General features: G+C 69.1%; 22 protein-coding genes and 2 tRNA genes. 8 read left to right on the top strand and 16 right to left on the bottom strand.

Annotated features, from left to right (window positions below):
- The first annotated feature begins 7 nt into the window (after nucleotides 1–7).
- Nucleotides 8–1,324, top strand: a complete 1,317-nt coding sequence (locus V7D28_RS02255; RefSeq protein ID WP_333585728.1) for a diguanylate cyclase domain-containing protein — start codon at nucleotides 8–10, stop codon at nucleotides 1,322–1,324.
- 9 nt (nucleotides 1,325–1,333) lie between these two features.
- On the opposite strand, the gene mfd is transcribed toward V7D28_RS02255, so the two are convergent.
- The 3 genes from mfd to V7D28_RS02240 form a co-directional block, all read right to left on the bottom strand.
- Complete coding sequence (gene mfd, locus V7D28_RS02250; RefSeq protein ID WP_333585752.1) at nucleotides 1,334–4,768, bottom strand: transcription-repair coupling factor; 3,435 nt, start codon at nucleotides 4,766–4,768, stop codon at nucleotides 1,334–1,336.
- Between the two features lie 70 nt (nucleotides 4,769–4,838).
- On the bottom strand, nucleotides 4,839–5,132 hold the full coding sequence (locus V7D28_RS02245) for an FAD assembly factor SdhE (protein WP_333585727.1): 294 nt from the start codon (nucleotides 5,130–5,132) through the stop codon (nucleotides 4,839–4,841).
- A gap of 70 nt (nucleotides 5,133–5,202) precedes the next feature.
- On the bottom strand, nucleotides 5,203–5,778 hold the full coding sequence (locus V7D28_RS02240; RefSeq protein WP_333585726.1) for a hypothetical protein: 576 nt from the start codon (nucleotides 5,776–5,778) through the stop codon (nucleotides 5,203–5,205).
- Nucleotides 5,779–5,882: 104 nt separating this feature from the next.
- Here V7D28_RS02240 and recG point away from each other — a divergent pair, with 104 nt between their 5' ends.
- Nucleotides 5,883–7,958 carry an ATP-dependent DNA helicase RecG gene (recG, locus tag V7D28_RS02235; RefSeq protein WP_333585725.1) on the top strand — a complete coding sequence of 692 codons (2,076 nt, stop codon included), beginning with the start codon at nucleotides 5,883–5,885 and terminating at the stop codon, nucleotides 7,956–7,958.
- A 28-nt stretch (nucleotides 7,959–7,986) separates the two neighbouring features.
- Here the strand turns inward: recG and V7D28_RS02230 are convergent, their stop codons facing one another.
- The 4 genes from V7D28_RS02230 to kdsA are packed head-to-tail and all read right to left on the bottom strand — an operon-like array spanning nucleotide 7,987 to nucleotide 12,519.
- Nucleotides 7,987–9,165, bottom strand: a complete 1,179-nt coding sequence (locus V7D28_RS02230) for a DUF3089 domain-containing protein (RefSeq protein ID WP_333585724.1) — start codon at nucleotides 9,163–9,165, stop codon at nucleotides 7,987–7,989.
- A gap of 39 nt (nucleotides 9,166–9,204) precedes the next feature.
- Nucleotides 9,205–10,206 (bottom strand): ADP-glyceromanno-heptose 6-epimerase, encoded by a 1,002-nt coding sequence (gene rfaD, locus V7D28_RS02225; RefSeq protein WP_333585723.1) that lies wholly within the window; start codon nucleotides 10,204–10,206, stop codon nucleotides 9,205–9,207.
- On the bottom strand, nucleotides 10,203–11,657 hold the full coding sequence (rfaE2, locus tag V7D28_RS02220; protein ID WP_333585722.1) for a D-glycero-beta-D-manno-heptose 1-phosphate adenylyltransferase: 1,455 nt from the start codon (nucleotides 11,655–11,657) through the stop codon (nucleotides 10,203–10,205). Before rfaE2 ends, rfaD begins: the two co-directional genes overlap by 4 nt.
- A 4-nt stretch (nucleotides 11,658–11,661) precedes the next feature.
- On the bottom strand, nucleotides 11,662–12,519 hold the full coding sequence (gene kdsA, locus V7D28_RS02215) for a 3-deoxy-8-phosphooctulonate synthase (protein WP_333585721.1): 858 nt from the start codon (nucleotides 12,517–12,519) through the stop codon (nucleotides 11,662–11,664).
- A gap of 197 nt (nucleotides 12,520–12,716) precedes the next feature.
- On the opposite strand from kdsA, the gene V7D28_RS02210 reads away from it, so the two are divergent.
- From V7D28_RS02210 to V7D28_RS02195, 4 genes are read left to right on the top strand one after another with little or no spacing between them, the layout of a single operon-like run.
- On the top strand, nucleotides 12,717–13,976 hold the full coding sequence (locus tag V7D28_RS02210; RefSeq protein ID WP_333585720.1) for a cyclopropane-fatty-acyl-phospholipid synthase family protein: 1,260 nt from the start codon (nucleotides 12,717–12,719) through the stop codon (nucleotides 13,974–13,976).
- Nucleotides 13,977–14,032: 56 nt separating this feature from the next.
- A complete protein-coding gene (locus tag V7D28_RS02205; protein WP_333585719.1) occupies nucleotides 14,033–15,031 on the top strand; it encodes a cysteine synthase A in 999 nt (332 codons plus the stop codon).
- Nucleotides 15,031–15,876, top strand: a complete 846-nt coding sequence (sseA, locus tag V7D28_RS02200; protein WP_333585718.1) for a 3-mercaptopyruvate sulfurtransferase — start codon at nucleotides 15,031–15,033, stop codon at nucleotides 15,874–15,876. The genes V7D28_RS02205 and sseA overlap by 1 nt, the downstream gene beginning before the upstream one ends.
- A complete protein-coding gene (locus tag V7D28_RS02195; RefSeq protein WP_333585717.1) occupies nucleotides 15,873–16,394 on the top strand; it encodes a GNAT family N-acetyltransferase in 522 nt (173 codons plus the stop codon). Before sseA ends, V7D28_RS02195 begins: the two co-directional genes overlap by 4 nt.
- Here V7D28_RS02195 and V7D28_RS02190 read toward each other — a convergent pair.
- Nucleotides 16,391–17,491 (bottom strand): amino acid ABC transporter substrate-binding protein, encoded by a 1,101-nt coding sequence (locus tag V7D28_RS02190; RefSeq protein WP_333585716.1) that lies wholly within the window; start codon nucleotides 17,489–17,491, stop codon nucleotides 16,391–16,393. The genes V7D28_RS02195 and V7D28_RS02190 overlap by 4 nt on opposite strands.
- 82 nt (nucleotides 17,492–17,573) lie before the next feature.
- Between V7D28_RS02190 and metC the strand changes: the two genes are divergently transcribed.
- Together metC and V7D28_RS02180 are read left to right on the top strand one after the other, a co-directional pair.
- Nucleotides 17,574–18,734, top strand: a complete 1,161-nt coding sequence (gene metC, locus V7D28_RS02185) for a cystathionine beta-lyase (RefSeq protein ID WP_333585715.1) — start codon at nucleotides 17,574–17,576, stop codon at nucleotides 18,732–18,734.
- A 3-nt stretch (nucleotides 18,735–18,737) separates the two neighbouring features.
- Entirely contained in the window at nucleotides 18,738–19,628 is an 891-nt protein-coding gene (locus V7D28_RS02180; RefSeq protein ID WP_333585714.1) for a kinase, read from the top strand.
- Here the strand turns inward: V7D28_RS02180 and V7D28_RS02175 are convergent.
- The 8 genes from V7D28_RS02175 to V7D28_RS02140 all read right to left on the bottom strand — a co-directional run bounded on the left by V7D28_RS02175 (nucleotide 19,573) and on the right by V7D28_RS02140 (nucleotide 22,532).
- Nucleotides 19,573–19,884, bottom strand: coding sequence for a hypothetical protein (locus V7D28_RS02175; RefSeq protein WP_333585713.1), 312 nt, complete (start codon nucleotides 19,882–19,884; stop codon nucleotides 19,573–19,575). The two genes, V7D28_RS02180 and V7D28_RS02175, sit on opposite strands and share 56 nt — an antisense overlap.
- Nucleotides 19,885–20,006: 122 nt before the next feature.
- Nucleotides 20,007–20,083, bottom strand: a tRNA-Arg gene (locus V7D28_RS02170).
- Between the two features lie 11 nt (nucleotides 20,084–20,094).
- On the bottom strand, nucleotides 20,095–20,400 hold the full coding sequence (locus tag V7D28_RS02165; protein WP_333585712.1) for an ETC complex I subunit: 306 nt from the start codon (nucleotides 20,398–20,400) through the stop codon (nucleotides 20,095–20,097).
- 37 nt (nucleotides 20,401–20,437) lie between these two features.
- Nucleotides 20,438–20,514 (bottom strand) — tRNA-Pro (locus V7D28_RS02160).
- 67 nt (nucleotides 20,515–20,581) lie between these two features.
- Nucleotides 20,582–21,016, bottom strand: coding sequence for a PaaI family thioesterase (locus tag V7D28_RS02155; RefSeq protein WP_333585711.1), 435 nt, complete (start codon nucleotides 21,014–21,016; stop codon nucleotides 20,582–20,584).
- Nucleotides 21,009–21,485 carry a DUF192 domain-containing protein gene (locus V7D28_RS02150; protein ID WP_333585710.1) on the bottom strand — a complete coding sequence of 159 codons (477 nt, stop codon included), beginning with the start codon at nucleotides 21,483–21,485 and terminating at the stop codon, nucleotides 21,009–21,011. The genes V7D28_RS02155 and V7D28_RS02150 overlap by 8 nt, the downstream gene beginning before the upstream one ends.
- Nucleotides 21,486–21,515: 30 nt before the next feature.
- Nucleotides 21,516–22,118, bottom strand: a complete 603-nt coding sequence (locus V7D28_RS02145; protein ID WP_333585709.1) for a cold-shock protein — start codon at nucleotides 22,116–22,118, stop codon at nucleotides 21,516–21,518.
- A 165-nt stretch (nucleotides 22,119–22,283) separates the two neighbouring features.
- Entirely contained in the window at nucleotides 22,284–22,532 is a 249-nt protein-coding gene (locus V7D28_RS02140; RefSeq protein ID WP_333585708.1) for a hypothetical protein, read from the bottom strand.
- Nucleotides 22,533–22,700: the final 168 nt, after the last annotated feature.

The raw sequence follows: 22,700 nt of genomic DNA, 5'->3' as shown, positions 1-22,700 counted from the left end.
GCAGAGAATGGCCGCAGGCGTCCAGGCGCGAGTATTGATCGTCGCGCGCGATGATAGCCTGGCGGGGCCTCTGGCCGAGGGGCTGGACCGTCTGGGATGGCGGACCATCACCGCCCGCGGTCCCTATGCCGGCATCGCCGCCCTGGCCGATCTCCAGATCGAGGCGGCCATCGTCGATCTGACGAGCGGCGGGCCTGAGGCGCGCACCCTGGCGCGGCGGCTCAAGGCGGCCTGCGCCCCGCGCAAGCTGCCGGTGGTGGCCATCGGCGAGCCGGACGCCGACGTGCAGGACTTCGACCTTATCCTCGCCCCGCCCCTTCACCCGGCCCAGGCCGTGCTGCGGTTGGAAAACCTGGTGCGGATGGCCGTGGCGGAGGAAGAGTTCGAGCTTCGTCGCGAGACCTTCGGCGAGCGCGGACGCCTGCTGGAGCCGGTGGACGAAGACGCCCTGCCGATCCGGGTTCTGGCCATCGGCGAGCCTGCGCCGCAGTTCCTGGCCCTGTCCAACGCCCTGACGCAGGCGGGCGCCGAGGTGGTCGGCGCCTTCACCGCCTATACGGCCTTCGACTATCTGCACGAACGGCCCTTCGACGCCGTCGTGCTGTGGGCCGGGGACAACCCTAACGAGGCCCTGTCCATCGCCGCGGGAATGCGCCGCAACACCCGCCTCTATCACGTACCGGCCATGCTCTACATGCGCGAGGACTCGTTCCTGACCATGTCGGAGGCCTATCACCGCGGCATATCGGACGTGGCCTCCCCCGGCACGGCGGAGAGCGAAACCGCAGGTCGGGTCATCGAGCTGGCCCGCAGCCACCGCCGCCAGACGGCGATCCGCCACGCCCTGGAGCGCGCCCGCAGCTCGGGCCTGATGGACCCGGCCACCGGCCTCTTCACCCGCGAACTGTTCGCCGTTCACCTGGGCCGGCTGGCCCAGGCCGCGCGCATCCGCAACCGGCCCTTGTCGGTCTGCGTCCTCAAGGTGTCGGGCCGGGCCGAGGTGGCCGAGGCTCGCGCCCAGGGCTGGCTCGACCGGGCCATTCCCCAGATCGGCGCCATGATCGGGCGTCTGGTGCGGGTGGAAGACACCGCCGCGCGCCTGAGCCACGAGGTCTTCGCCCTGGCCCTGCCGGCCACGGCCGCGCCGGCCGCGCGGGCCGCCGGTGAACGGATCGCCGCGGTGATCGGCTGCACGGCCTTCGAGGCGGGCGAAGGCCGCCCGCCCTTCGTGGTGGAATTCGATATCGGCGTGGCCGAGGTCAGCCCCACCGAGGGCGCCGTCCGCGCCCTGGAAGAGGCCGCCCGAAAGGCCCTGGCGACCTGAAGCCCGGCCTCAGCCGGCGACCTCCAGGGCCAGGCGCGAGAGTTCGGTCATCACCCGCTCGGCGGCGTTGAGTCGCTGTTCGGCGTTTTCCCACTCGCCCTTGACGACGACCTTGTTGTCCGGCCGCAGCTTCCAGCCCATGGCGTTCTTCTGCACGAAGCCGATCAGGCCGGCGGGATTGGGGAAGGCGTCGTTGCGGAAGGTGACCACGGCGCCCTTGGGCCCCACATCGATCTTGGCCACATTGGCCTGGCGGCACATGCCCTTGATCGCCACCACCTTGAGCAGCTGATCGGTTTCCGGCGGCAGGGGGCCGAACCGGTCGATCAATTCGGCGGCGAGAGCCTCGCGGTCCTGGGCCTGTTCGGCTTCCGACAGGCGGCGGTAGAGCGACAGGCGGACATTGAGGTCTGGGACATAGGCCTCGGGGATGAGCACCGCCGCGCCCGTGTTGATCTGTGGAGACCAGCCGCGGTCGGCCACGCCCTCGGCGCCGGCCAGGGATTTCAGCTCGTTGACCGCGTCCTCCAGCATCTGCTGGTAGAGCTCGACCCCGATCTCGCGGATGTGGCCGGACTGCTCCTCGCCCAGCAGGTTGCCGCCGCCCCGGATGTCCAGGTCGTGACTGGCCAGTTGGAAGCCGGCGCCCAGGCTGTCGAGGGATTGCAGCACCCGCAGGCGCTTCTCGGCCGACAGGGTGATGGGCTTTTCCTCCGGGGTCGTCAGATAGGCGTAGGCCCTCGCCTTGGCCCGACCCACCCGACCGCGCAGCTGATAGAGCTGCGACAGCCCGAACATGTCGGCCCGGTGGATGATCATGGTGTTGGCGGTGGGGACATCAAGGCCGGACTCCACGATGGTCGTGGACAGCAGCACGTCGTACTGGCCGTCATAGAAGGCCGACATCACCTCTTCCAGCTGGGTGGGCGCCATCTGGCCGTGGCCGACCACATAGCGAACCTCCGGGACCTGCTCGCGCAGGAACTGCTCGAGCCTGGGCAGGTCGGTGATCCGCGGGGTCACGAAATAGGCCTGACCGCCGCGATACTTCTCCCGCAGCAGGGCCTCGCGCACCGTCACCGGATCCCAGGGCGTGACATAGGTCCGCACCGCCAGTCGGTCCACGGGCGGGGTGGCGATGATCGACATCTCCCGAATCCCCGACAGGGACATCTGAAGCGTCCGCGGGATCGGCGTCGCCGTCAGGGTCAGCATGTGCACGTCGGCGCGAAGCTCCTTGAGCTTCTCCTTGTGCTTGACCCCGAAGTGCTGCTCCTCATCGACGATGACCAGGCCGAGGTTCTTGAACCCGACCTGCTTGGACAGCACCGCATGGGTGCCCACCACGATCTCGATCTCGCCGCTCTTCAGGCCGTCACGGGTGTCCGACGCCTCCTTGGCTGGAACCAGACGTGAGAGCCGGCGCACCTTCACCGGCCAGCCCTGGAAGCGGGCCTCGAAGGTCTTGAAGTGCTGGCGGGCCAGAAGGGTGGTCGGACAGACCACGGCCACCTGCTGGCCGCTCATGGCGGTGACGAAGGCGGCGCGCAGGGCCACTTCGGTCTTTCCGAAGCCCACATCGCCGCAGATCAGCCGGTCCATGGGCTTGCCCGACGACAGGTCGGTCAGGACATCGCCGATGGCGTTGAGCTGGTCCTCGGTCTCCTCATAGGGGAAGCGGGCGCAGAACTCGTCGAACACGCCCTGGGGCGGATCGATCTCTTCGGTGGACTTGGTGGCCCGTTCGGCGGCGATCCGGATCAGGCCCTCGGCCATCTCCCTCAGCCGCTCCTTGGCGCGGGCCTTGCGCGCCTGCCAGGCGGCGCCGCCCAGCCGGTCCAGCACCACGCCTTCCGATTCCGCGCCGTAGCGGGTGAGAAGGTCGATATTCTCCACCGGAAGATAGAGCTTGGCCTCGCCGCCGTACTGCAGCTCCAGGCAGTCGTGGGGCGCCTCCTGGACCTCCAGGGTCTTCAGGCCCTCATAGCGCCCGATGCCGTGCTCGATATGAACCACCAGGTCGCCGGGCGTCAGCGCCGAGGCCTCGGCCAGGAAGTTGGCCGCCCGCCGACGCTTGCGCGGCCGCGCGAGACGGTCGCCCAGGATATCGGTCTCGGAAATGACCGCCAGCTTGTCGGTCTCGAAGCCTGATTCCAGCGGCAGGACCACCCGTTGCGGCGTCTTGGGATCGGCCGCCTTGGCGGCCTGCCAGTAGGGCGCCAGGGCCAGCTTGGGCAGGCCGTGATCCTTCAGCATCGACCCCAGGCGCTCAGAGGCGCCTTCCGACCAGGAGGCGAACAGCACCCGCTTGCCGGCGCCGCTCAGGCGGCGGGCATGGTCCACGGCGGCCTCGAACAGATTGGCGCTGTCCTTCTGGCGTTCCGGCGCGAAGTTCCGCCCCTGGCGCGCGCCCATGTCGATGGCCTGCTCGCCCTCCACCGCATTGAAGGCGGAAAAGCGCCGCACGGGGCGATCGGCGAGGGCCGCCTTCCAGCTCTCGGCGGTGAGATAGAGGGACTCCGGCGGCAGCGGTCGATAGTTGGCCTTTCGCTCAGCCTCGGCCCGGGCCGAATAGGCGTCGGCGATCATGGCCAGCCGCTCGTCGCGCGCCTCCAGCGCCAGATGGTCGATGGCCACCAGGGACTCGTCAGGCAGGTAGTCGAACACCGTCGCCAAGCGCGGATAGTAGAGTGGCAGCCAGTGCTCCATGCCGGCCCGGCGCCCGCCCTCGCTGACGGTGGCGTAGAGCGGATCATCGCCCGGGGCGCCGAACAGCTCCACATAGCCTTTGCGAAAGCGTGACACCGCCTCGGCGTCCACCAGGGCCTCGCTGACCGCCAGCAGGCGCACCTCGGTGAGCTGGCGGGTGGAGCGCTGGGTCTCTGGATCAAAGGCGCGGATGGATTCCAGCACATCGCCGAACAGGTCCAGGCGCACCGGCTCCTCGCCCGACGGCGGGAAGACGTCGATGACCCCGCCCCGGATGGCGAACTCGCCCTTTTCAGAGACTGTGGAGGCCCGCTGATAGCCGTTCACCGCGAAGTAGCGCTCCAGATCGGCGATGGCCACCGGGCGGCCGACCCGCGTCTCATAGGAGGCCGCGGCCACCGCCTCCCGCGGGGGGACCTTCTGGATCATGGCCGGCACGGCGGCCACGAGCAGGGCGCCACGCTTGGCGTCGAAATCCCCCTGGGCCAGGCGGGCGAGCGCAGTCATCCGCTGGGCCGCCACGGCGGGCGAAGGTCCGATGCGGTCGTAGGGCAGGCAGTCCCACGACGGCAGGCGCATCACCTCCACGTCGGGCGCGAAGAAGGCGAAGGCGTCGGCGAACGCGCTCATCCGGGCGGTGTCGCGCGCGATGAAGACGCTCAAGCCCCCCCGCCCGCGAACGATTTCCGCCAGGGCCAGGGCGTCAAAACCCTCCGGGGCGCCCACCAGGTCCATGTGGCCTGGGTCGGAATTGATGCGTTTGAGCTGGGTCGCGCTGGGGCTGCTCAGCCCCTCAACCGTCCCGTCAGCCCCCATGGGACGGACCAACCGACTTGTAAGTATCGTCCTTGAAGGTCTTGATCATACGCATCATTTCGCCATCGAACTCAGAAGGCGTCGGAGCGCGATCCAGGATCCAGGCATAGAGATCCTGATCGGCTTGCTCCAACAGGGCTTCCAGGGAGTCCAGCTGTTGGTCGCTGAAGCCCGCGGCATGGCGGTCAACGAACGAACCCAGGATCAGATCCGCTTCCACGAATCCCCTGTGCCAGGCGCGGAATTTGAGGCGCTTCAGTCGGATATCGCGAGTTTCAGTCATTTGGGCCGCGGTTCTAGGGAGGTCGCGGATATAGAGCCGCGCGCGCCGGGGCGCCAGCGCTCATGGCCGATCAATCGCCACCAAACCAGGTGAAGGAGAGATTGCGAAACGCCTGGGCGCCGATCTGGGCCGACATCCGCAGAACGGGGTGCGCTTCGTCCTGGGGCCGTCCGTTGGTGGCCTTTTCGGCCTCCAGCTGGGCCAGATCGAGCTGGCCGTCCATCACCACCTCGCCCACCTCGGGATGAGCGCCGACGAACCGGAAGTCGCCGTCCCCTATGCGGTAGGCGCGGGGCAGGACGCGGATGCTGCGGGTGTGGAATTCCTGACCTAGCTCGTTGGACGCCTGCGGGCTGGTCACGTCGGAGAATTCCAGCATCACCGGGCCATAGGTCTCCATCCGGTCGCCGGACTCCCAGGCCAGGAAGGCCTGGCCGTCGCCCACATGGATGTGGTCGAGCCGGTAGTTTCCCACTTGGACGGGCTGGGTCGGAAGGTAGTAGCCGAAGAGATCCTCGCCGCCGGCATGGCCGAAGCCCGTGATCTGGGCCGCGGCCGGCGCAGCCTCGCCGGTCGGCGGCGCCTGGCTTGCATCGCATGCGGCCAGGGCCAGGGCGAAACCGGGAGCGGCGATCCAGTACTTCACGGGACAATTCCGAAAAAATGGGGGGTCTGAAATCCGCGCCAATGGAGCACGGCCAAGCCTGCGATCCAAGCGCGCCGGCGTCGCAGGCGCTAAGGTGCGACGCCATGCGGCCCGAGATTCTCTTTCCGCTCTTTGCGCCCACCGACACCCTCAAGGGCGTCGGCCCCAAGGTCGCGCCCCTGTTGCAGAAGGTGGCCGGGCCGATCGTGCGCGACGTGCTGTTCCTGGCGCCCCACGGGTTGATCCACCGGCATCCGTCTCAGGTGAGCGCCGCGGTGGAGGGCTCGGTGGCCACCTTCGAGGTGACGATCGAGGCCTACCAACGTCCGCGGACGCCCGCCCAGCCCTGGCGGGTCCGCACCTTCGACGGCACGGGCTTCCTCACCCTGGTCTATTTCGGCGGCGCCGGCGCCCGGCTGGAGGCGGCCCACCCCCCGGGGGCGCGGCGCTGCGTCAGCGGCCGGGTGGAGCGGTTCGGGTCCGAGATCCAGATCGCCCATCCCGACTATCTGCTCCCCGTCGAGCGCGCCGACCAGATACCCCTGCACGAGCCTGTCTATCCGGCCACGGCAGGCCTGCCACCGCGGTCGGTGCGACGATACGTGCTGGAGGCGCTTGAGCGGGCGGCCGCCCTGCCGGAGTGGCAGGACCCGGCCTGGATTGAGCGCCAGGGCTGGCCCGACTGGCTCACCGCCATTCGCGCCCTTCACGCCCCCCGGAGCGAGGCCGACCTCTCGCCGGGCGCGCCCCATCGTCGTCGGCTGGCCTATGACGAACTGCTGGCCCACCAACTGGCCATGGCCCAGAGAAAGGCCGAACGCCGGGCCGAGCCTGCGCCCTCCATCGCCGCCGGGCCCCGGGCCGCGGCGCTGGAAGCCGCCCTGCCCTTTCGCCTCACAGGGGCCCAGAGGCGATCGCTGGCGGAGATCCGGGGCGACCTCGCCCACGGGGAGCGCATGTCGCGCCTGCTTCAGGGCGATGTGGGGTCAGGCAAGACCGTGGTGGCCATGCTGGCCATGGCGGATGTGGCCGACGCCGGCGGCCAGAGCGCGCTCATGGCGCCCACGGAAATCCTCGCCCGCCAGCATTTCGAGACCCTGGCCGGCCCCCTGGAGGCGCAAGGGGTGGCGGCCGTCCTGCTCACGGGCCGCGACAAGGGCGCCGGGCGGGCTGAGAAACTCCGGGCGCTCGCCTCCGGCGCTGTCCAGGTGGCGGTGGGGACCCACGCCCTGTTCCAGAACGATGTGGTTTTCCGCGATCTGCGCCTGACCGTCATCGACGAGCAGCATCGCTTCGGCGTGGCTGAGCGCCAGCGGCTGCAGGCCAAGGGCGCGGCCACACATCTGCTGGCCATGTCGGCCACACCGATCCCGCGCACCCTGGAACTGACCCTCTATGGCGACCTCGACGTATCGCGGATCGACGAGAAGCCGCCCGGTCGCACGCCGGTGGCCACTCGCGCGGTCCCCCTGTCACGGCTGGGCGAGGTGGAGGCGAGGTTGCGCCAGGCGGTGGCCGCCGGCGCCCAGGCCTTCTGGATCTGTCCGCTGGTGGCCGAGTCTGAAACCTCGGACCTGGCGGCGGCCGAACGGCGGGCCGCGGAGCTGAGATCCCGCCTGGGCCCGACGGTCGGTCTGGTTCACGGCCAGATGCCGGCGGCGGAGAAGGACCTGGTCATGGCCCGCTTCGCCGACGGGGAACTTTCGGTGCTGGTGGCCACCACAGTGGTCGAGGTGGGCGTCAATGTGCCCAAGGCCACGATCATGGTCATCGAGCAGGCCGAGCGCTTCGGCCTGGCCCAGCTGCACCAGCTACGCGGCCGGGTGGGGCGTGGCGGGGGCGAAAGCGCCTGCGTGCTGCTCTATGACCCGCCCCTCTCGGAGACCGGCCAGAAACGCCTGGATATCCTGCGGCGCACCGATGACGGGTTTCTCATCGCCGAGCGGGATCTGGAGCTGCGCGGAGGGGGCGATCCCCTGGGCCTGAAGCAAAGCGGATTTCCCGCCTATGTCTTCGCCGATCCCGTGGCGCACCGCGACCTGCTGGCCGTGGCCGGCGACGACGCGCGGCTGATCCTGGCGCGCGACCCAACCCTGTCCTCGCCCCGAGGGGCCAGCCTGAAGGTGCTGCAGGCGCTCTTCGACTGGCAGGGGCGACTGTCGATCGAGAGCGCCGGCTGAGCCTGACGGGCACGCCACAGGGCGGCGCTCAGTCGATCCGGTGCACGGGGGAGTCGTCCACGGTCTCGCGCCTTAAGATCGGCTGGGCGGCCCTGGGGAAGTTCGGGTCGGCCAGCAGGGTGCGCAGGCGCGCATCGGCGTTGGCCTCGATGTCGCCGTAGAACAAATTGTAGCTGGCGACCTTGCGGCGCTCGGCCCAGCCGCCGCTGCGGTGAAAGGCGCCGGACCGGGGGCGGCTGACGCGCAATATGCCGGCCTGGCACTGGGCGGAGACCTGGCGGGTCTGCAGGGGCGGACGGGCGCCCCATTCCAGTCCGGTGGCGTTGGTGGCCCCCTTGGCCAGACGCGCCGGGGCCTCTTCGTCGGTGACGCGTCCCAGGATCGGGTTGAAGCAGAGGGGCGGACCCGACAGGTTCACCAACTCGCCGCGGCTGTTCCAGACGAGCGAGCGGTCGCGCAGCATCTGGGCCTGGTCGCGCTCGATCTCATAGACCGACAGCCAGGCGGCGAGGCACCCCGGTTCGGTGGAGGCGTCGCAGGCGGGGATGGGCGGAGCCTCGGCCGGAACCGCCGTCTCGATCAGATAGGCCGCCGCCAGACGGCGCCGCAGGTCAGGGTCCGGGGCCACCACATCGGTCAACAGGCGCGAGGCCAGGGTTCCCCCCTGCTCCACGCCCACCAGGAAAAAGGGCCGGCCCTGGTTGTAGTCGCGAAGGAAGAGCTCAAATGCCGCGCGAACGTCGCCATAGGCGAAACGCCGGGCCTCCCGCGCGTCATCGCGTAGAGTCAGGAGGCTGTAGAGGCTGGCCTGGCGATATCGCGGGGCGTAGAGGCGCCCCACCGAGGCGAAGGCCCCCGCATAGTTGGGCTCGGCGGTCCGCCGGAAGAACCGCTCGGCCTGGGCTTCGTCCAGGGGCGCATTCCAGTGGCGGCCTCCGTCATAGGCCGTCGGACCGATGAAAAAGACGTCGGCCGGGAGGTCCTCCTCGGTCCAGCGGGCCGGTTCGACGGGGCGACGCAACCAGGCCGCCGCCTCTGTATAGTCCGGCGCCGGGGGCGGATCGTAGGTCTGGAACGGCTCCTTGGGATCAAGGCCAGTGCGCAGGATGTCGTCGCGCCAGACCAGCCCGCCCAGGGCCAGCAACGCCACCGCCAGGGCCGTCAGCGCAGCCAGCCAGCGACGGGTCATGCGGGGGGGATCGGCCATGTCTCAACTATTCCACAGCCGTCGGGGCCTGGGGAGCCGTCACCGATACGGGTCATCCGTGGCGAGATAGCGGCTCACATAGTCGGCGATCCCGTCCTCAAGCGAGGTGAAGGGCGCCTCATAACCGGCCTGACGCAGGCGCCGCATGTCGGCCTGGGTGAAGTACTGATAGCGGTCGCGGATCTGCGGCGGCATGGGGATGTAGTCGATCTGGGGGGCGCGGCCCGCCGCAGCGAACACGGCCTTGGCCATGTCCTCGAAGCTGCGCGCTTCCCCCGAACCGAGATTGTAGACGCCGTTCACCGAGGGATTGTCCAGAAGCCAGGCCACAACCTCGGCCACGTCACGGACATAGACGAAGTCCCGCAACTGGCCGCCGTCGGCGATGCCGTCCCGGTGGGACTTGAACAGCTGAACCCCCTGGCCGTCGCGGACCTTGGGCCAGATCTGGGCCGCCACCGACTTCATGGCGTGCTTGTGGCCTTCATTGGGGCCGTAGACGTTGAAGAACTTCAGCCCCGCCCACTGCGGGGGCGCATAGTCCCGCGCGGCCTGGCGCACGGCGAAGATGTCGAAGATCGCCTTGGACCAGCCATAGGTGTTCAGGGGACGCAGGGCCGCCAGGGCTTCGAAACTGTTGTCGTCGCCGAAGCCCAGATGTCCGTCCCCATAGGTGGCCGCCGACGAGGCGTAGATCAGCCGCCGCTGGTGATCGGCGCACCAGCGGAAGAGATCCCGCGACAGGCTGAAATTGGCGTGGACGATCTTGTCGGCGTCAGGCTCGGTGGTGGAGGAGACCGCGCCCATGTGGACGACGGCCTCAATGTCGCGCCAGCGCTTGTCCAGCCAGTCGAACATGGCCTCCGGCGCCACGAAGTCCCCGATGGGATGCTTGGCGATGTTGCGCCACTTGCCGAGTTCGGCCTCCCGCAGGCGGTCGCAGACCACCACATCGAGGCTGCGGTCCTGCGCCAGACGGGCGACGATGTTGGAGCCGATGAAGCCGGCGCCCCCGGTGACGAATACGATGCGGCGGCTCATGGCTTGTCCTGCATGCGGGAGATGGCGGCGGTGGTGGAGAAGCCCTGGACGATCTGGGCCAGCTTGACCTCCCCGCCCCAGGCGCGGACCTGGGCGGCGCCCACCACCTGATCCTCGGAATAGTCGGCGCCCTTGATGAGAACGTTCGGGCGCGCCGTCTCGATCAGGGCCAGCGGCGTATCATCCTCGAAGGGGACCACCAGATCCACCGCCCCCAGACCCGCCAGGACGATGGCCCGGCTCTCCAGGTCGTTCACGGGGCGGCCGTTCCCCTTCAGGCGTCGCACCGAGGCGTCGTCATTGACCCCCACGATCAGCCGGTCGCACCAGCCGCGCGCCTGATCCAGATAGGCCACATGCCCCTTGTGCAGGATGTCGAAGCACCCGTTGGTGAAGCCCACCCGCAGGCCCTGCGCCTTCCAGCGAGCCACTTCGTCGGCCATCCGTTGCGGCGTGGCGATCTTGGCCTCGGCGGGCGCCATGTGCGCCGCCAGGGCGGCCTCGATCAGCTCTCCAGGAGTGACCACGGCGGTGCCGGCCTTGCCCACCGCCACGCCGGAGGCGAGCATGGCCAGGGAAACCGCCGCTTCGATGGGCGCGTCGGCGGCCAGGGCGAGGCCGAGGGCCGCAAGCGTCGTATCCCCGGCGCCCGAGGCGTCGAACACCTCCTTGGGCACGCCGGGGAAGTGGCGCACCGCCTCCCCGCGAACCGCCAGGGAGATGCCCTTGGCCGAACGGGTCACCAGAATGGCCTGGGCCTCGCAAAGCTCCAGGGCGCGGGCCAGGGCCAGGGCCACCTCTTCGTCGGTGGAGGTGGGCATGTCCGTGGCGTAGGCCAGTTCGGCGGCGTTGGGCTTGATGATGTCCACCGCGCCGTAGCGGGCGAAGCTGCGGGCCTTGGAATCCACGATCACCCGGGCGCCGGCCGCACGGCAGGCGGCGATCACGGCGTCAGTCACCACCCCCTTGCCATAGTCCGACAGAAGGATCAGCCCCACATCGGAGGCCACGTCGCGGATCGTGCGGACCAGCCGCTCCTCCACCTCGCCGGCGGCCGGGGCGCTCACCTCGCCGTCCACCCGCAGCAGCTGCTGCCCGCCGGACACGAAGCGGGTCTTGAGCGTGGTGGGCCGCGAAGGGTCGCTGACCACGAACCCCTCGACCCCGCCTTCGGCCGAGATCAGCCGCAGGGCCTCATGCCCCTCGGCGTCGGAGCCGATCAGCCCCACCAGGCACACATGGCCGCCCAGCGCGGCGACGTTGCGCGCCACATTGCCCGCCGCGCCCAGCATGACCAGCTCGCGCTCCCGCGCCATGACGGGGATCGGCGCCTCGGGGGACACCCGGGTCACTGACCCGTAAACGAAGCGGTCGACCATGAGGTCGCCCACGCAGGCGACGCGCACGCCGGCGACGGACGAAAGAAGGATTTGCAGAGAGCCCAGATCCATGGCGTCAGGCCTGGGGGCTGACCGCGTCGCGAACGGCCTTCAGCGTCCGCAGCAGGGGTTCGGCCTCGCGCAGGGGCAGGCAGCTGGGCCCGTCGCAGAGCGCCCGGTCCGGGTCGTGGTGGAACTCCAGGAACACCCCATCGGCGCCCGCGGCGACGGCGGCCTTGGCGATGATCGGCACTCCGGCCCGCCGCCCGCCGGTCGATGCGCCGTTGGAGGCCGGATTGGCGCCGGGCAGTTGCACGGCGTGGGTGGCGTCGATGGTCACCGGCGCGCCCAGGGCCTGCATCTCGGCGATGCCCAGCATGTCCACCACCAGGTTGTTGTATCCAAAGGACACTCCCCGCTCGCACATGATGGTCATGTCCACGCCGACGGCCTCCTTGATCTTGTCGAGGATGTTGCGGCTGTCCCAGGGGGCCAGGAACTGGCCCTTCTTGACGTGCAGCAGACCGCCGCGCGCCTTGGTGGCCTCGGCTGTGGCGATCACCAGGTCGGTCTGGCGGCACAGGAAGGCGGGGATCTGCACCAGGTCGGCGACCGCGGCCACGGGCTCGGCCTGATCCACCTCGTGCAGGTCGGTGCACACAGGGACGTCGAACTCGTCCTTCACCCGGGCGAGGATCTCCAGGCCGGCGGCCATTCCCGGGCCACGATAGCTCCGGATTGACGAGCGGTTGGCCTTGTCGAAGCTGGCCTTGAACACATAGGGCAGCTCAAGGTCGGCGCAGACCGCCTTAAGGTGGCGCGCCGCATCGCGGGCCAGTTCCAGGTCCTCGAGCACATTGAGCCCGGCGATCACCACCAGGGGCTGGCTCGTCCCGATGGAAATGTTGCGGTCTTTCAGCGCGAGGACGGCCATGGCTTGCTCCGGTTGATGGGCGGACCCGGGCCTAAGTGGCGCCGGGTTCTGCGCTTCACAAGCGCAAATCCCGCGCCTCCGGCCACGCTGGGTGCGTCCGTCCCCGCCCAGGCCTCGTAACCCTGACGCCGGCAGTTTTCGCCGAGGCCAGGTATCGTGTTATGTTCAGTTGTGTTGATAACGAGGGCTAAGCGACCATGACGATCGCCCATGACTCGTCCCGCCGGCAGGAATTGCTGATGTCTCCGGGCGCCGTGCGCCGGGAGCCGGAACTCCATCGCGCCCCCGCCGCCTTTCGCACCGCCCTGTCGATCCTGGCCCGCAACTGGAGCGCGGGCGATCTGACCTTCGTCATGCCTTCGGGACGCGAAGTGCGGTTTCAGGGCGAGGCCCCCGGCCCCAGCGCACGCCTGTTGGTGCGCGATCCCCGCTTCATGAACCGGGTTTTGGCCGCCGGCGACATCGGCTTCGCCGAGGCCTATATGGACGGCCAGTGGGACACGCCCGACATGGCCGCCCTGCTGGGCGCGTTCAGCCAGAACTTCGACAAGATCGGCCGGCTGGCCCTGGGCGCTCCGGTGATGTGGGTGATCAACCGGCTCTATCACCTGTTCCATGACAACAGCCGGGCGGGCGCGCGGAAAAATATCCACGCCCACTATGATCTCGGCAACGCCTTCTATGGCGCCTGGCTCGATCCCAGCATGACCTATTCCTCGGCCCTGTTCGAAGCCGAGGGCCAGATCCTGCAGGACGCCCAGACCAACAAATACCGCCGCCTGGCCGAACAGATGGATCTGCGCCCCGAGCACCATGTGCTGGAGATCGGGTGCGGCTGGGGCGGCTTCGCCGAGTTCGCCGCCCGCGAGGTGGGCGCGCGCGTCACCGCCATCACCATCTCCGCCGAGCAGCATGACTTCGCGAGGCGCCGTCTGTTCGAGCAGGGCCTGGCCGAGCGCGCCGAGGTGCGCCTGTGCGACTATCGTGACGTTTCCGGTCCCTACGACCGGGTGGCCTCCATCGAGATGTTCGAGGCGGTGGGCGAAAAGTACTGGCCGGCCTATTTCGGCAAGGTCCACGGGGTGATGAAGGACGGCGGTCGAGCGGCCCTGCAGATCATCACCATCCGGGACGAGTATTTTGACGACTATCGAAAGCGGGCCGACTTCATCCAGCGCTATGTCTTCCCTGGCGGGATGCTGATCAGCGAAGAGCGCCTGATGCGCGAAACTGATCAGGCCGGGCTCGACTGGACCGGCGTCACCCGCTTCGGCCGGCACTATGCCGACACCCTGGCCATCTGGTCGCAGCGGTTCGAGGCGGCCTGGGACGAGATCGAGCCGCTGGGCTTCGACGAGCGTTTCCGGCGGCTGTGGCGGTTCTATCTGGGCTATTGCGAGGCCGGGTTCCGCACCGAGCGCACCAGCGTCATTCAGCTTGGCCTGTCGAAAAGCTGATCAGGCGGGCGCCGGGCCTCTGTTCGAGGTTCGGCGCGCGTCTTAAGTAGGTGTCCATGACGATCGCACGCAGCGTCCTGGACGCCATCGGCAATACGCCGCTCATCCGCCTCAACCGCGCCAGCGCCCTCACGGGTTGCGAAATCCTGGGCAAGGCCGAGTTCACGAACCCCGGCCAGTCGGTCAAGGATCGCGCCGCGCTCTATATTGTCCGCGACGCCGAAGCCAAGGGCCTGCTGCGCCCTGGCGGCCGCATCGTGGAGGGGACGGCCGGCAATACGGGCATCGGCCTGGCCATGGTGGGCAAGGCGCTCGGCTATCGCTCCACCATCGTCATCCCCCGCACCCAGAGCCAGGAGAAGAAGGACGCCATCCGTCTCTATGGCGCCGAACTGGTGGAGGTGGACGCCGTCCCCTACGCCAACCCTGACAACTATGTCCGCTATTCCGGCCGTCTGGCTGAGGAACTGGCGAAGAGCGAACCCAACGGCGCCATCTGGGCCAACCAGTTCGACAATGTGGCCAACCGCCAGGCCCATCTGGAGACCACCGGCCCCGAGATCTGGCGCCAGACCGGGGGCAGGATCGACGGCTTCATCTGCGCCGTGGGCTCCGGCGGGACCCTGGCCGGCGTGGCTGCGGCCCTGCGCCAGGAGAAGCCTGACATCGCCATCGGTCTGGCCGACCCCTATGGCGCCTCCCTGTTCAGCTATTACACCGAGGGCGAACTGAAGGCCGAGGGCGGCTCGATCAGCGAGGGCATCGGCCAGGGCCGGATCACCGCCAATCTGGAAGGCCTGAAGGTCGATCGCGCCTACCGCATCCCGGACGAGGAGATGCTGCAGGTGATCTTCGACATGGTCGAGCACGAGGGTCTGGTGATGGGCGGCTCCACCGGCGTCAATGTCGCCGGGGCCATGCGGCTGGCCCGGGACCTGGGTCCTGGCCACACCATCGTGACCATCCTGTGCGACCAGGGCGCGCGCTACCAGAGCAAGATCTTCAACCCCGCCTTCCTGCGGGAGAAGGGGCTGCCCGCCCCGGCCTGGCTCTGATGGCGGGGTTCGGGCCGCTCATCACGCCGGGCGAACTTCAGGCCCTCATGACCGCGGGCGGCGTGCGGGTGCTGGACGCCACCTGGCGGATGCCGGGCGATCCCCGCGATCCCCGCGCTGAACACCGGGCGGCCCACATTCCCGGCGCGGTCTTCTTCGACATCGACGCCCTGTCGGACGGCGCCTCTCCCCTGCCCCATATGCTGCCTTCGCCCCATGCCTTCGCTGAGGCGGCGGGCGCGCTGGGCCTCTCCCTTCAGGACAAGGTGGTCGTTTACGATCAGGCGGGGCTGATGACCGCCCCGCGGGCCTGGTGGACCCTTCGGGCCATGGGGTTCACACAGGTCGCCGTGCTCGACGGCGGTCTGGGCGCTTGGCGGGCTGCGGGCGGCGCGGTGGAGGCGGGCGAGGTCGCGTCCCCTCCCGCAGCCACCCGGGCGATCCTTAGGGCGGATCTGGTGCGCACCTTCGACGAGGTGCGCGCGGTCCTCGCCTCGGGCGCCGCCCAGCTGGCCGACGCCCGTCCCGCCGCCCGCTTTCGCGGCGAGGCGCCGGAGCCGCGGCCTGGCCTGCGCCGCGGCCACATGCCCGGCGCCCGCAGCCTGCCCTGGACCTATGTGACCACGCCGGACGGCTTTCTTCGCCCGCCGGTGGCGTTGCAGGCGGCCTTCGCCGCGGCGGGGATCGATGTGGAGCGGCCGGTCATCACCACCTGCGGTTCCGGCGTCACCGCCTGCGTGCTGGCTCTGGCCCTGGCGCGGCTCGGGCGGGAGGCCGCGGTCTATGACGGCTCCTGGAGCGAATGGGGCGGCCGGGACGACGCCCCTGTGGCCACCGGCCCGTGACAGGGGTCCGCCTGGCGCAGGCCGCCGAGCTTTCGCTGCTCCCGGCCATCGAAGTTTCGGCCGCGGGACTCTTCGCCGAATCGGGGATGCAGATATTCCCCGGCGATCCATCCGATCAGCCTGCGGACTTCACGCCCGTCGAGGCCTGGCGCGACCTCCTGGAGCGGGGATGGATCTGGGTCACCGAGGACCAGGCGGGCGCCGTGGCCGCCTTTCTGGCCGCCGAGCCCATCGAACAGCGCCTGCACATCCTGGAGCTTGACGTCCATCGCGACGCCCAGAGGCAAGGCTTGGGGCGACGACTGATGGCGACGGCCCTGGCCGAAGCGCGCGCCATGGGGCTGAGGGGCGCCAGCCTCACCACCTTCCGCGACGTGGCGTGGAACGCCCCCTTTTATGAGAGCTTGGGTTTCCGGATCGTCGATGCGCCCAGCGGCGCCTTGGCCGCGTTTTTGGCGCGGGAGGCCGAGCGGGGCCTGGAGCCCGGCCGCCGCTGCGCCATGGTCGTGGCGTTCTAAAGCGCCGGTGGCGCGTAGAGCAGGCCAGGATCGGGGGCGCTCCAGAGGGCGTTGAGACCGCGCTCCAGCTTCAGGCCTGAATCAGCCCCGATATTGCGCCGGAAGATTTCGTTATAGGCGCCGACCTGACGGATCGCCTGAAAGGCCCAGTCCGTCTTCAGGCCCAGCAACTCGCCCAGGTCGCCGTCCACCCCCAGCAGACGCCGCGTGGCGGGGTCGGACGCCGTCTCGCGTGAAGCTTCCACCGTGGTTGAATTGATCCCCAGTTCCTCGGCCAAAATCAGAGCATTGACGGTCCATCTGACGATATCGGTCCAGGCGGGGTCATCCTGTCGCACCACGGGTCCCAGCGGCTCCTTGGAGATCACCGTGGGCAGGATCACATGGGCGTTGGGGTTGTTGAGGATCGATCGGGCCGAAGCCAGGGCCGAGACATCGGCGGAGAAGACGTCGCAGCTTTCGGCCTCATAGGCGGTGCGCGCGGCCTCCTCGGTATCCACCACCACAGGCGTGTAGGACAGGGCGCGCGCGCGGAAGTAGTCCGCCAGATTGCCCTCGGTCACCGTCCCGGCCTGGACGCAGATGCGGGCGCCGTTCAACTCATCGGCGCTGGTGAGATTGAGCGCCCTTCGGGCCAGGAAGCCCTGGCCGTCATAATAGGTCACCGCCGCGAAATCGACGCCCAGGCCCGCATCCCGCGACAGCGTCCAGGAGGTGTTGCGCGACAGGATGTCGATGCGGCCGTCCTGCAGTTCGGCGAACCGGTCCTGGGCCGAAACGGGGCGGAAGCGCACCGCCTGGGCGTCGCCCAGCACCGCGGCGGCCACCGCCCGGCAGATGTCCACGTCGAATCCGCGCCAGGCGCCGCGCACGTCCCTCACGGCGAAGCCCGAAAGCCCGTTGTGCACCCCGCAGGTCACATAGCCCCGTCGGCGGACGCTCTGCAGGGTGGGGCTCGGCGTGGCGGCGAAGTCGCGTGAGGCCGCAGGCCGCGGCGTTTCGGCCACGGGTTCAGGCTCAGGCGCTTCGCCAGAGTCGCGGCCGCAGGCGGCGAGAACAAGCGACAGGAGGGCGGACGCCGCGAGGCGTCGGATCATGGGGCGCTCCTTGATCGGACAGGACGGGGAAGGTGTAGTAGCAGAGAGTTTCGCCCCTGATGCTTCATGGCCGTCAACCCGCATGAACGAAGAAACACGCCTGATCCATGCCGGTCGGGTCCAATCGCCTCTCGTCCGCACGGTCGGCCCGCCTATTCAGCGCGGCTCCACAGTACTGCTGCCGAACGCCGCGGCGCTCTATGACGACGCCCATCACCTGACCTACGGCCGGCAGGGCCTTGCGGCCCAGGACGGCCTGATCAGCGCGCTGTGCGCTCTGGAGAGCGCGCGGACCGCCACCCTCTATCCCTCAGGCCTGGCGGCGCTGACCGGCGCCATGCTGGCGGTGCTGAAGGCCGGCGACGATGTGCTGGTGGTGGACACCATCTATAAGCCCACCCGCCGGTTCTGCGACGCCGTGCTGGCGCGCTACGGGGTGGGCGTGCGGTACTATCCGGCCGAGATGGACGCGGCGGGGCTGATGGCCCTGGCCTCGCCGCAGACCCGGCTGATCGTCATGGAATCGCCGGGCTCCCTCAGTTTCGAGATGCAGGACGTGCCCGCTATCGCAAAGGCGGCGCGAGCGCGGCGCATCCTGACCCTGATCGACAACACCTGGGGGGCGGGCCTGCTGTTCAAACCCCTGGATCACGGGGTCGACATCAGCGTCCAGGCCCTGACCAAGTATGTGGGCGGCCACTCCGACGTCTTCATGGGCTCGGCGGCGGCCAACGACATCCAGGTGGCGCGGGCCCTGGAGGACGGGGTCCTGCACCTGGGCTGGGCGGTTTCGCCCGATGACGCCTACCAGATGCTGCGCGGCCTGCGCACCCTGCCCGCCCGCATGGCCCGGCATGGCGCCTCTGGCCTTGAGGTGGCGGCGAAGCTGAGCGAGCGGGCCGAGGTGGTGGAGGTCTTTCACCCCGCCCTTCCCGGCGCTCGGGGCCATGGCATCTGGGCGCGGGACTATTCAGGCGCCTGCGGCCTCTTCGCCTTCTCGCTTCGGCCCTCGCCGGATCGCGCGGTGGAGGCTTTCCTCGACGCCCTGGAGCTGTTCGGACTGGGCTTTTCCTGGGGCGGGTTCGAAAGCCTGGCCATCCATTGCGGGCCGCAACTGCGCAGCCGGGAGACTCAGGCGGACTATGGCGGGCCGCTGATTCGCCTGCATGTGGGCCTGGAGGACCCGGCCGACCTCCTGGCCGATCTGGACCGCGGGTTCGACGCCTGGCGCAAGGCGCTCTGAGCCGTGAGCCCCGCCCGGGCCTGGGTGGCGGGTTTCCTGGCCGCCGAGCGCCTGCCCCCCGCCTATGAGGCCGTCATCGAGCATGTCGCTGCCCCCTTGGCCGAGTGGGCGGCGTCCCAGGCCGTCTCGGGCATCACGTTCCGGTTGGGCCTCTGCGGGCCGCAGGCCAGCGGCAAATCCACCCTGACAGCCGTCCTGGCCCGGCTGCTAACCGAGCGGGGGCTGACGGTCGCTGTCCTCTCCCTCGACGATCTCTATCTCTCCAGGTCTGCGCGCTCAGAGCTGGCGGCCGCCGTCCATCCCCTGCTGCGCACGCGCGGTCCCCCGGGCACGCATGATCTTGACCTGGGGCATGCGGTCTTCGACCAGCTCCAGCAGTCGGGACCGGTCCCCCTGCCCCGCTTCTCCAAGGCCCAGGACGATCCCGTCCCCCGCGCTGACTGGCCCACCGTTCAGGGCCCGGTTGATGTCGTGCTGTTCGAAGGCTGGTGTGTCGGCGCTCAGGCGCAGTCGCCCGAGGCGCTGCTGCCTCCAGTGAACCGGCTTGAGGCTGACGAGGACCCCGACGGCGTCTGGCGCGACTATGTGAACCGGCAGTTGGCCGGCGCTTATCAGGGGTTCTTTTGGCGGCTGGACCGGCTGATCTATCTGCGCCCGCCGAGTTTCGAGGTCGTGCTCAGTTGGCGCGAAGAGCAGGAAGCCAAGCTCCGGCGCCGTCTGGCGCAGACCGGCGAGTCGGCCGGCCAGGTCATGGACGCCCCGGCCGTCGCGCGGTTCATCCAGCACTATGAACGGCTGACCCGGGCCATGATGGCCGATCTGCCGGCGCGCGCCGATCTTACGCTTCAGTTGGACGCGGCGCGTCGGATCGAACCGTTTTCGCTTCCCCGCTGACCAGGCCGCTGGGCTGAGCGGGAAAACGCAGGGCGCCGACCTGCACATTGCGCCGGTCATGCACGACCACCTGGGCGTCGCCCCCGTAGGCGGCGATGAGCTTGGCCAGGCTGCGGGCCTTGGCCTCGGCCTGGGCGCCCGACAGGAACATCAGCGGCTGATCGGAAAGCCCGGAGGTCACAGCCCAGCCGCCCTCCACCGGCGTCACGCTGATGATGTTGTCTCGGGCGGAGTCCACCTTCCAAAGCCAGGGCATTGCGTCACTCCCGTACGTCACCGGCCTTCTCTAGGGGCCGGGCATGTCGACAGGATGACGCTGCCGTGGCGCCTGCGCCATCGCTCAGCCACAAGTTGTCGAAAACTTGAAAGCGCCCCGCCTGGCGCGCCCTGCAGGACTCGAACCTGCAACCGTCCGCTTAGAAGGCGGATGCTCTATCCGGTTGAGCTAAGGGCGCCTTTGAGGGGGTCAGTGGGTCCAGGGCGTCTTGCGGCCGAAGGCGAAATTGTCCGCATAGGCCTTGATGATCCGCTTGGCGGGTTTGGGGTCGAAGATCTCGAAGGCCAGGCCGTGCTGCTCGGCATAGGCCACCGCTTCGTCCTTGGACTCGAAGGTCAGGCGGATCTGACCGCGGGTGTCATCGGTCTGGGTCCAGCCCATGAGGGCGTCGGGGCGACGCGCGCTGGCCGGTTCAAACTCCAGCACCCAGTCCTGCGACTTGCCGCGTCCCGACTGCATGGCGTTCTTGGCCGGACGAAAGATGCGCGCGAGCATGAGGCTGTTCCCAAAGCAGAGCCAGATCGTCGGCGTCTGGTCGGGGCGGCGTGATTCGAACACGCGACCCTCTGCTCCCAAAGCAGATGCGCTACCAGGCTGCGCTACGCCCCGAGACGGACGCCGACGTTGCCGTCTCATGCCATTTAAGGCGCCGCCCCGCAACGCACGCCGCGCCAGATCAACGTCTCTGGTGCATCAGTTTGAAGATGCCGCTGGCGCGGACCACATCGCGCCCCCCCACATGGGCGCGGCTCTCGACGAAGGCCACGTCCTGGGTTTTCCGGGTGACGCGAGCCTCCCCCATGACCCAGTCGCCCAGGCGCGCCATGTGCAGGAAATCCACCGAGAGGTGGATGGTGACCCCAGGCCGGCGGCTGGCCCGGAAGACCGCCGCCCCCATGAGGCCGTCCAGAAAGCTGGTCAGCATGCCCCCATGCACAAGCCCCAGCCCATTGGCGTGACGCGGCAAGGCGAAGAAGGCCTGTTCCGTCAACTCGCCCTGGTCCTGCCGGTGGAAATAAGGCCCGTTGTGGCCGGAATAGGCGCCCCGCCCCTCCGACTGAACGAAGCCTTCTGGCGGCGGGGGAATCTGGTCGTCCGCGGGCTCAGCCACGGGGGAAGATCCGGTGGAGGATGCGGTCGCCCGGCAGGGCGCCGATCTCGGCGGCGCGCCCGCCGATCACCTCAAGCACCGCCCGCACCGGCCCGCCGGAGGGGACCGGCGCATCGGACAGGGGTCGGGTCTTGCGCGCGATGGACAGGATGGTCCCGTCGGCGCGGATGAAGATCATGTCCAGGGAGATGTAGGTGTTGCGCATCCAGAAAGAGACGGGCCTGGGGGTGTGGAAGTCGAACAGCATCCCCCGGTCCGGCGCCAGGCTGCGCCGGTTCATCAGCCCCTGAGCGCGGCTGGCGTCATCGTCGGCGATCTCCACCATGAACTTCACCGGTCCGCGCGCGGTGAGGATCTCCAGCGGCTCCAGGCGCGGGCTGGCCGGCGTGACAGCGCGCGCCGGCGCCGAAAGCCCAAGGGCGGCCAGACCGCCCAGCAGGACACGACGGTCCACGACAGATTGAGACAATGGTTCGCTCCGAGGCTCGCAGGATCGCCCTCAGGCGAGACCTAGCGACTCGATCTCGGCGACGACAAGGCCTTTAGGCCCCTCGGCGAACCTCACCATCACGTCATCGCCCGGTTGCAGGTCTTCGATGCCGGCGCGACGGAGGGTCTCGATGTGGATGAAGATGTCCCCGGACGCCGTCTCACGGACGACGAATCCATAGCCCTTGGCGCGATTGAACCACTTCACCTTGGCCCGCTCCAATGGGCCCGCCATCAGGGGCGGACGGCGCGTGCGCGGCTGGAAGCCGCCCCGGTCGCCGAACCCGCCGTCTCTGCGAGGCGGCTCGAAGTCCCTCGGTCGGCGAGCTTCCGGCGCCGGAGCGGTCGATTCGTCCAGCTCGTGAACTTCTGACACCTGCCACCCCTTGGGGCGACGGATGGCGTCACAGACGATGACCGCGCCCTCAAGCACGCTCTCATGGCCCGAATTGCGCAGGGAGGTGACGTGAAGAAGCACATCCTTGAGGTCGGTCTTACTGGGATCATCGGGGACGACGAACCCGTAGCCCTTACCCGCATCGAACCACTTTACGCGGCCGCTGATCCGTACTGAGTCGTACGCCCCAGCATCATCAAATTCGTAACCAGACATGCGCCCCTCTGGCCCGGTCTCCCCCGTCATCCTTCCGGATTGGGCCAACTATAACACTGTTCTCGCTACGGTGGGGCCGTCAATCGGTTTTCGATGACAAGACGCCGCAAAGGTCGTCGGAGACCTTTGCGGCGCAGGGCGGGCGGCGGAGCGCCTGCCGTCTGATCAGTTAGGGACCTGGGGAAGATCGACCGGAGGCAGATTCTGCTCGGTTTCGGCGGTGGCGTCGACGCCGGTGGCCGGCTGGGCGCCCGGGCCCGCGACGCCGGTCTCTCCGGCGCTGGGCGCGGGGCTCTGCGTCGTCGTGGTGTCGGGCATGGCCGCCGCGGTCGCCGTCTCCTCGGGGTTCGGGTTGGTGCAGGCCGCCAGGGCCAGGGCGGCCGCGCCAAGGGCGGCGATGACGATGGTGCGCATCAGGAGCTCTCCGTCCGTTGAAGGTCGGACAGCCAACGCCCAAGGCGAAGGTTCGTTGCCCGCAATCTGGCGGACCCGTCTTCATATGGTCGCGGAGGAAGAGAACTCCGCGCTGGCAGTCCCTAGGGGAGTCGAACCCCTCTCTCCAGGTTGAAAACCTGGCGTCCT

Origin of the sequence: Phenylobacterium sp., from assembly GCF_036723115.1 — a bacterium.
Classification (GTDB): domain Bacteria; phylum Pseudomonadota; class Alphaproteobacteria; order Caulobacterales; family Caulobacteraceae; genus Phenylobacterium.
Note: the sequence above shows the minus strand (reverse complement) of the source record. Positions and strands in the feature narration are given on the sequence as shown.

Bases quoted from the DNA above. Each gene is read 5' to 3' on its own strand.
- V7D28_RS02255 (WP_333585728.1), top strand. From the start codon at position 8: ATGGCCGCAGGCGTCCAGGCGCGAGTATTGATCGTCGCGCGCGATGAT.
- mfd (WP_333585752.1), bottom strand. From the start codon at position 4,768: ATGGACCTGGTGGGCGCCCCGGAGGGTTTTGACGCCCTGGCCCTGGCG.
- V7D28_RS02245 (WP_333585727.1), bottom strand. From the start codon at position 5,132: ATGACTGAAACTCGCGATATCCGACTGAAGCGCCTCAAATTCCGCGCC.
- recG (WP_333585725.1), top strand. From the start codon at position 5,883: ATGCGGCCCGAGATTCTCTTTCCGCTCTTTGCGCCCACCGACACCCTC.
- V7D28_RS02230 (WP_333585724.1), bottom strand. From the start codon at position 9,165: ATGGCCGATCCCCCCCGCATGACCCGTCGCTGGCTGGCTGCGCTGACG.
- rfaD (WP_333585723.1), bottom strand. From the start codon at position 10,206: ATGAGCCGCCGCATCGTATTCGTCACCGGGGGCGCCGGCTTCATCGGC.
- rfaE2 (WP_333585722.1), bottom strand. From the start codon at position 11,657: ATGGATCTGGGCTCTCTGCAAATCCTTCTTTCGTCCGTCGCCGGCGTG.
- kdsA (WP_333585721.1), bottom strand. From the start codon at position 12,519: ATGGCCGTCCTCGCGCTGAAAGACCGCAACATTTCCATCGGGACGAGC.
- V7D28_RS02210 (WP_333585720.1), top strand. From the start codon at position 12,717: ATGACGATCGCCCATGACTCGTCCCGCCGGCAGGAATTGCTGATGTCT.
- V7D28_RS02205 (WP_333585719.1), top strand. From the start codon at position 14,033: ATGACGATCGCACGCAGCGTCCTGGACGCCATCGGCAATACGCCGCTC.
- sseA (WP_333585718.1), top strand. From the start codon at position 15,031: ATGGCGGGGTTCGGGCCGCTCATCACGCCGGGCGAACTTCAGGCCCTC.
- V7D28_RS02190 (WP_333585716.1), bottom strand. From the start codon at position 17,491: ATGATCCGACGCCTCGCGGCGTCCGCCCTCCTGTCGCTTGTTCTCGCC.
- metC (WP_333585715.1), top strand. From the start codon at position 17,574: ATGAACGAAGAAACACGCCTGATCCATGCCGGTCGGGTCCAATCGCCT.
- V7D28_RS02175 (WP_333585713.1), bottom strand. From the start codon at position 19,884: ATGCCCTGGCTTTGGAAGGTGGACTCCGCCCGAGACAACATCATCAGC.
- V7D28_RS02165 (WP_333585712.1), bottom strand. From the start codon at position 20,400: ATGCTCGCGCGCATCTTTCGTCCGGCCAAGAACGCCATGCAGTCGGGA.
- V7D28_RS02145 (WP_333585709.1), bottom strand. From the start codon at position 22,118: ATGTCTGGTTACGAATTTGATGATGCTGGGGCGTACGACTCAGTACGG.
- V7D28_RS02140 (WP_333585708.1), bottom strand. From the start codon at position 22,532: ATGCGCACCATCGTCATCGCCGCCCTTGGCGCGGCCGCCCTGGCCCTG.